The sequence below is a fragment of the uncultured Arthrobacter sp. genome, from assembly GCF_902805515.1.
Classification (GTDB): Bacteria; Actinomycetota; Actinomycetes; order Actinomycetales; family Micrococcaceae; genus Arthrobacter_D.
This window is the reverse complement of sequence record NZ_CADCTE010000125.1, coordinates 323-8,248: the sequence shown is the minus strand read 5'-3', so window position 1 is coordinate 8,248 and position 7,926 is coordinate 323. Positions and strand designations below refer to the sequence as shown.

The 7,926-nt window shown below is 64.4% G+C and carries 4 protein-coding genes; 2 read left to right on the top strand and 2 right to left on the bottom strand.

Annotated features, from left to right (window positions below; translation table 11 throughout):
* Positions 1-695 precede the first annotated feature (695 nt).
* Positions 696-923, top strand: a complete 228-nt coding sequence (locus QZX79_RS11290) for a DUF2188 domain-containing protein (protein WP_120167438.1) — start codon at positions 696-698, stop codon at positions 921-923.
* Between the two features lie 53 nt (positions 924-976).
* Here QZX79_RS11290 and QZX79_RS11285 read toward each other — a convergent pair whose 3' ends face one another.
* Positions 977-1,405 carry a DUF732 domain-containing protein gene (locus QZX79_RS11285; RefSeq protein WP_294568377.1) on the bottom strand — a complete coding sequence of 143 codons (429 nt, stop codon included), beginning with the start codon at positions 1,403-1,405 and terminating at the stop codon, positions 977-979.
* A gap of 390 nt (positions 1,406-1,795) precedes the next feature.
* Here QZX79_RS11285 and QZX79_RS11280 point away from each other — a divergent pair, with 390 nt between their 5' ends.
* Positions 1,796-4,510 (top strand): alpha-amylase family glycosyl hydrolase, encoded by a 2,715-nt coding sequence (locus QZX79_RS11280; protein WP_294568376.1) that lies wholly within the window; start codon positions 1,796-1,798, stop codon positions 4,508-4,510.
* A gap of 2,188 nt (positions 4,511-6,698) precedes the next feature.
* Here QZX79_RS11280 and QZX79_RS11275 read toward each other — a convergent pair.
* Positions 6,699-7,808: a low specificity L-threonine aldolase gene (locus tag QZX79_RS11275; protein WP_294568375.1), complete on the bottom strand. Its 1,110-nt coding sequence runs from the start codon at positions 7,806-7,808 to the stop codon at positions 6,699-6,701.
* Positions 7,809-7,926: the final 118 nt, after the last annotated feature.

The following is a 7,926-nucleotide window of genomic DNA, read 5'->3' as shown; positions in this document are numbered from 1 at the left end:
CGCGGGAGGCTGGACTACGGGGACTTCGGAAGGGGCCTGTGGTGCCGCGGGCTGTGGTGCCTCCGGGATAAATGGTGCAGGGTCCGGGGCGGCCGGCGGTTTGGAGGCGGTGGTGGGCGGTGCGGACGACGGAACCGGCGGGGATGTCGGAGCCTCGGACACTGCCGGGACTTCCGGCTCCTCACTCTGGCTTGGAGGGACGGAGGAAGTTGAGGGGCTGGGCGCGGGACTTTCGGCGGACCCAGAGGCGGTCGGGGCTGCACACCCCGCGAGCAGCATCGCCGCGATGGAAAAGGAGAGGAAGAACCGAGTGTTCACCGTAGGCACTTTCATCTGGAAGGGAGGCCCCTTTGACAAACGGTCCTCCGCATCAAAGCAGGCAGAGGGATCCGAAACCCGTTGAAGCCCAATCGGGGCTGTTCCTGGCTGCCGCACACCGTGCGTCACCGTCCGCGGCTGCCCCCACAAGCCGCGCGATAGAAGGACCATACAGCCGCAGAACAACACGCAGCAGGTGCTGCTGGTTACGGTCGTACAACGCTTTACGAGTGTGCCCGCGACGGTCCGAGCCGACGCCGACATCCGGTCACGGACGCACGCGCAGCCCGGCGGCTACCGCCCCGGAAGGAATAGGTGGCCGCCGTCGTTCTGCGCTCGGTATGGTGACGCTGAATGGTCCAACGAGAGGAGATCCCATGCCTAGGGGAGACATCGAAACGTTCCACGAGGTGGGCTTGTGGATGAACCGGCGCCAGGCGGTCGATGACAAGCCCTGGGGTCTTTCCGCCACCAAGGAGGAGGCAGCCGGGATCGGCCGGAGTGTCGCCAAGGCGGAGAAGGTGGAGCACATCATCAGGAATATTGACGGGACCATCGGGGAACGGAACTCCTACGGGAACGACCCCAGCAGCGTCAGCGGCTGAACACTGCCGCCCTCATGCCGCACGGCCATTCCCGACTGGGCGGACACCGCCCGTCACCTGAGGGCGAGCTCCTCCTGCATCGCCATTTCCTGCCGGAATTTGTTGACGTGCTGGGGGCAGAAAGACGCGACACCGGCCCCGGAAATGGTTTTCAGTTCCTCGGTCGTGTACGCACCTGTTGCGTCCCCTGCGCGGATCAGGCTGCTCGCGTCCTGCGCGGCCCCGCCCTGGTCGTACATCCTGCAGAAGCTCATGGCGATGGTGATGATCTGGTCGCCCTTCATGAACTGCAGGTCGGGATGTTCCCGGCGGACGTAATCTAGGAACGCCTTTTCGTGCAGTTCCTGGTCCGTCAACGCCGAAACAGCCACCTTCACCCCCGGTGTGAGGTAGTCGGCCGTCGCGTCTGTCCGGGCGTCGGTGCCGCACCCGGCGAGGAGAAGTCCCGCGATGCCGAGCACTACAACCGCAGGGTGTTTCAAGGGTCCCTCCTAGGAAGTATTCGACTCTGATTCTAGTGCCCGGCGGGCGCTCGACTTCGCCGCCGATACAGGCGGAATACACGCAGCGCGAGAAGTGCAGCCGGCAAGAGAACGCGAGTGCAAGAACGACAAGCTTGAGCAAGCCTGTCCCGCGTGCCTCCTCGGCGGTATTCGTCATTGGCCCCCCAGGTTCTTCGACCTGGAGGTCAGGCTACACGGGGCCAATCTCTAGCCATGACCGGGGAGTCGCTGCCTGACAACCGAGCCGTACTGGCAGCTGCCGTACGGATTTCCGCAAAAAGTTTTCACTCAAGTTTCGTGTCGAGGACTGACTCGCCGTGTGACATGGGACACGCTGATCTTTCACCCTGCGTTCCCTGAAGGAGATCCGTGAAATCCCGCCACGCCACTGTCGTCGTGCTGACCGCACTCGTCGCCGGTTCCGCCGCGTCGTTACCCGCCCACGCCGCCCCGAAAGACCCCAAATCCCCTCCCGCCGCCGCGCAGCACTCGCTGCGCACCGCCGTCACCGATGAGAACTTCTACTTCGTCATGGCCGACCGCTTCCAGAACGGCAGCACGGCCAATGACGACGGCGGACTCGGCGCCGATCCCTCTGTCTCCGGATTCGATCCGACCCGGAAGGGCTACTACAACGGCGGTGACCTTCAGGGCCTGCTCAAGGAACTCGACTACATCCAGGGACTTGGCACCACGTCCATCTGGCTGACCCCGAGCTTCAAGAACCGCGCAGTGCAGCCCGAGGACAACTCCGCGGGGTACCACGGCTACTGGATCACGGACTTCACGCAGATCGACCCGCATCTCGGCACCAACGAGGACCTCAAAACGCTCATCGACGCCGCGCATTCACGAGGCATGAAGGTCTACTTCGACATCATCACCAACCACACCGCCGATGTGATCGGCTACGACGCCGGCGAGCGCGCGCCCTACATCTCGAAGGACGAGGAGCCGTACCGCGACGCCGACGGCAACGAGTTCGACGACCGTGACTACGCGGGCACCGGCACTTTCCCCGCCCTCGACCCGGCGACCTCGTTCCCCTACGTGCCCGTGGTGCCGGAGGCCGACCGGAACCTGAAAGTGCCCGAGTGGCTCAACGACCCCACGCTCTACCACAACCGCGGAGACACAACCTTCACCGGGGAGGACTCCCACTACGGCGATTTCTTCGGCCTCGACGACCTCTCCACGGAGAACCCGCGCGTGGTCGACGGCATGATCGACATCTACAAGACGTGGATCACCGACTTCGGAGTGGACGGCTTCCGGATCGACACCATGAAGCACGTGAATGACGAGTTCTGGCAGGCCTTCGGCCCCGAGGTGCTGGCCTATGCCCGGGAGCATGGCAAGGACGAGTTCTTCATGTTCGGCGAGGTTTTCGACACCACCAAGTCCTTCACCTCGCAGTTCACCACCCGCAACAGGATGCAGTCCGTGCTCGACTTCCCGTTCCAGGCCGCCGCACGCGGCTACGCGTCGCAGGGCGCGCCGGCGACCGACCTCCAGAACTTCTTCGCTGGCGACGACTGGTACACGGATGCCGACTCGAACGCCTACAGCCTGCCGACCTTCCTCGGGAACCACGACATGGGGCGCATCGGCAGCTTCCTGGCGGCGGACAATCCCGGGGCCCCGGAGGACGAACTGGTGGCCCGGGACACCCTGGCCCACGAACTCATGTACTTCTCCCGCGGCAACCCCGTGATCTACTACGGTGACGAACAGGGCTTCACGGGCCCCGGCGGCGACCAGGACGCGCGGCAGACGCTGTTCGCGAGCCAGGTGCCCGAGTACCTGGACGATGACCTGCTGGGCACTGCGGCGACGCACGCCACCGACAACTTCGACGCTGACCACCCCCTCTACCAGAGCATCGCCACGCTTGCCGAGGTAACCGCCGACCATCCCGCGCTGCGGAATGGCGCGCACCAGCACCGGTATGCCTCCGACGGCCCGGGCATTTACGCGTTCTCCCGCGTAGACGCCGACAAGCGGCGCGAATACGTGGTGGCCCTCAACAACAGCACCGAGCCTCAGACCGCGGCGATCCCCACCTACGCGGCGAAGCGCAGTTTCGGCCTCGTGTACGGCGACGCCCCGAAGCATGGCCGGTCGGCCGCCGACGGCACCCTCAGTGTCACCGTGCCGGCCCTGTCCACCGTGGTGTACGAGCTCTCCGGCGCGATTCCGCACTCCAGCAAGGCACCGGGCATCAGCTTGCAGCAGCCCGCTCCGGCCGCTGAAGACAACGGCCGCATGAGGGTCGCCGCCGACGTCGCCGGTTCCTCCTTCTACGAGGTCACCTTCGAGGCCCGCACCCCCGGCACCGGGTGGACGAGCATCGGCACGGATGACAACGCGCCCTACAGCGTGTATCACGACACGAGCGCGCTGGCGGCGGGTGCCGTCGTCGAGTACCGCGCCGTCGTCCTCGACAACGGCCGCCACACGCGGACCTCGCCTTCGGCGTCGGCGGCCGTGCCCGCGCCGAAGCTCACCATGGGGCTGCCGGCCGAGGGCACGCAGGTGCAGGGCGACGTCGAGGTGACCGCGACCGCGAGCCCGGAGGACTCCGACCACGCCGTGACGCTCCAGCGGAGCGTGGACGGCGCTGCGTGGACCGCAATCGGGACCGACGACTCGTCGCCGACCTACACTGCCGTCGACGACCTGGCCGCGCTCGGGCTCCCCGAGGGGACGCAGGTGCGGTACCGGGCGGTGCTGGGCACCTCCGTCAGCGACATTCGAACCGTGACGGTCGGGTCGGTCGTCGAGCAACCGGACACGGTGGCGGTGGCCGGCAGCCTCGACTCCGAACTGGGGTGCAGCGGGGACTGGGATCCGGCGTGCGACCAGGCACAGATGAAGTTCGACGACGCGTCACGGACCTGGATCCTGGAGGTCGCCGACCTGCCCGCAGGCAACTACGAGTACAAGGCGGCCCTCAACCGCAGCTGGACCGAGAACTACGGTGCCGGCGGCGGCCGTGACGGCAGCAACATTGCCCTCAACCACGCGGGTGGCCCGGTGACCTTCACCTACGACCACCGCACGCACGTGATTACGACGCGCTGACCCAAGTGGACGACGGCGGCCGGGGCCTCAGGGTCCCGGCCGCCGTCGTGTCGGGGCTCCCGAGCGCCAGCCTCGACGCATGAACACCCAGGCGGGCCCGAGTCCCCTACCGACGACAAGGAGCAGGGCGAAGGGGTGGCCGAGGGCCCACTGCAGTTTGGCGCTCAAGGCCTACAAAAGACACCGCAATCCGCGGGAAAAGTGGAGCTTAGGGGGATGGAACCCTGACCAACTCTTAGGGGACGGCTCATTTCACTGCTTGGCAGAGCCTGTCATTCTGCCAATAATTCGCGGAATTCAGACGTTGTTGGCGACCTGAAGAGCCATGACATGTCATCGTATTTCACCGTTTCCGTGTGGTAAACGTGTGACGGACTCTGCAGTTGGTGAGGCACGGAAGCCGGGCCCGAAAGGTTACTGGCACCCCCGCGTCTGGGCGCATTCACTGATCAGGAGTCTCTGCGTCCCTGTGCGTCCGTCGACGTCGACGCAGGAAGAGTCCAACTGCGTTCGCGATGGCGATGCCGAAGCTGCCGACAATGATCAGTACATTGACTGTCACCCAGACAGGGTGTGAGAAGTTGTTGAATAGCGCATTCGTTCCTATGAGAGTCCCGAGTATCACGTGGGTGACGCGGGGGAAGTCGTTCCGGAAGAACGATCGCTTTGACATATCCGGAGCCTAGTAGCGCGAGTTCTGTTTGTCAGTGTTGATGCCGGCGACTCAACGTTGGTCGAAACGCTCCACCGCAGGTATTCGGCCGAGCAGCCCAAACCCGATGACATGCTGTTTCCGTCCTCCACGGGGACAGTGCGCAGCCCCCACAACTTCCGCAGGCAATGGCGGGACGCCCGCGCGGGATCGCCCTACGAGTGGGTAACCCCGCATGTCTTCCGTAAATCAGTTGCCACTCTCATCGACCAGGAATACAGCTCCAGGCAAGCTGCCGCCCAACTGGGTCATTCCGGCAGAAAGCCCTTCACGCCGACGTTTCCGCAGGCCGAAAGGCCTTCGTAGTGGAGCTTAGGGGAATCGAACCCCTGACCTTTTCTCAGGGGACGGCTTATTTTCATACTTGCCAAAGCCTGTCACTGTGCCAATAATCCCCGGAATCTAGGTGTTTTGATGACCTGCGCGGTCTACGACATGTCATCGTATTTCAACGTTTCCGTGTGGTAAACGTGTGGGAAAATCCTCGTCGATGGGCCCACAACAGCACGGGTAGGAACGACATTCCGGTGTTGATTCTTATAGGTATTCGACCCTGACGGTCCGATTACTAAGCCAAACCCTGATTTGCTCCCGCACGGGACCTGACAACCCGGGCTAGGAGATGCCGCTGCACTTCCGGGGTCCCGGTGCACCCGGCAGCCCTCGACATTCGCCCGCCGCCGCCTCGACCTCCACCCCGTAACACCCGACGCGCAGCCCTCGTGGGCTTCACTCACGACGGGCGCCTCCCGCCAGCGCAGCGACCCCGCCGTGTTCACCGGGGACCATACTCAGTGTTCCGCCCACGCAACGCACCGCGTCGAGGCCGCGGAACAACTCGGGGCACCTAAGTTCCCAGCTTGCTCCGTCTTTCGCTGCTGACTTTTCAGGTGTTGCCAAGGTGGCTGGACGGCTCCACGGCAAAAGCTTTTTTCATGGGCGCTGCGCGCCTGGTTTTTCCGACGGCTGCGCCGTCCCTTTCGGCTGCCCAGCGTACCGCCTGTTCCCCTCTGGGCAAGCCCTGCACCGGGGGCTTTCACGGGATATCGTCACTCGCTTCGCTCCGTGCGGTATTCCACGGACCCCCGGACTCCGGCTGGCCCATTCACCCCACAGGCAGAGAAGGCACTTCATGCCGAAAGGAACGGTGGCCAAAACCAAACCCGTGCCCGGGTCCCAGCCCGGATCAGCATTGTCAGGAGGAATGTCACCAGAAGACAGAAGATCCTGCCCATCCCGCGCGAGGTCGCCGCACTCTTCGGGGTGCCCGTCCGGCAGCCCGCCAGCTCCGCCGCGGCGGAGCTGGACCACCCTTCTACGCCCTCACCCTCCGCACCACGCGATACGACCCCGCCGACGTCGGGGACTGGCTGAGCTGTTCTGCCGGCGCAGCCCCTTCGAGCGAATGATCCACAACGCATACCAGAGCACCGCTCCTGATCCACTACCGACGACGCGCCCCGCGTCGATGAGACGTCAGCCCTGGTCCGGGGCACCATCCATTGCTTTTTTGATAGCGGTCACCAGGTTGGCGACGTCTGCTTCGGTGGTGTCCCATGAGCACATCCACCGGACCTCCCTGCGTGAATGGTCCCAGTCATAGAAGCGGTACCGTTCGCGGACTTTCTCCGCCACCCCTGCCGGGAGGACCGCGAAGACGCCGTTGGACTGCGTGACCTGCGTCAACGACACCCCATCGAGGGCCGAAACACCAACGCTGAGACGTTGCGCCATGTCATTGGCGTGGGCGGCCGAGATGAGCCACAGGTCCCCGGAAAGCAGGGCCAGAAGTTGAGCCGAGACGAAGCGCATCTTGGAGGCCAGCTGCATGTTCATCTTGCGGAGGTGTTTCATGCCGCGGTCCGACGGGGAGTCCAACCAGACGATGGCCTCACCGAAGAGCAGACCGTTCTTGGTGCCGCCAAAGGACACGACATCGACCCCGGCGTCGGTGGTGAAAGCCCTCAGGGGAAGTCCAAGATGTGCTGCGGCATTTGCCAACCTCGCTCCATCCATGTGCACTTTCATGCCGCGCGCGTGGGCGTGGTCAGTGATCTGTTTGACCTCGTCCGGCGTGTAGCAGGTGCCGAGTTCGGTTGTCTGAGTGATCGACACGACCAGTGGCTGCGCCCGGTGTTCATCTACCCAGCCCCAGGCTTCAGCATCGATCAGCTCCGGGGTGAGCTTTCCGTCGGGTGTCGGAACGGGCAGGAGTTTCATCCCGCCAACCCGCTCCGGGGCGCCGTTCTCGTCAGTGTTGATGTGTGCCGTTGACGCACAGATGACGGCGCCCCAGCGCGGTAGCAGGGCTTGGAGGGCAAGAACATTGGCACCTGTCCCATTGAAGACCGGGAACACTGTGGCATCTGACCCGAAATGGCCCTGTATCACCTCCTGCAGGCGTTCCGTGTAGATGTCCCCGCCATAGGCGGTGACGTGGCCCTCATTCGCTGCTTGGACCGCGGCGATGACGTCCGCGTGGGCCCCCGCATAGTTGTCCGAAGCGAAGCCCCGGTAGTTGGCGTCGTGCAGGCGCGGCACCGTCCCCATGGAGGTCTTCATGGTCGGCTCAATGTCGACGCTCATGCCGGAGCGACAACGGACAGGGAGGGCTTCAGGGGCAGGCGTTGCCCATTGATCTCTCCCGCTTCGAGGGCGAACGTCTCCCTGACTGCCTCGGCGAGTTGGATGACGTCGGTGAAGC

Coding starts and splice junctions, on each gene's coding strand:
- QZX79_RS11275 (WP_294568375.1), bottom strand. CDS start 7,808: ATGAGCGTCGACATTGAGCCGACCATGAAGACCTCCATGGGGACGGTG.
- QZX79_RS11290 (WP_120167438.1), top strand. CDS start 696: ATGCCTAGGGGAGACATCGAAACGTTCCACGAGGTGGGCTTGTGGATG.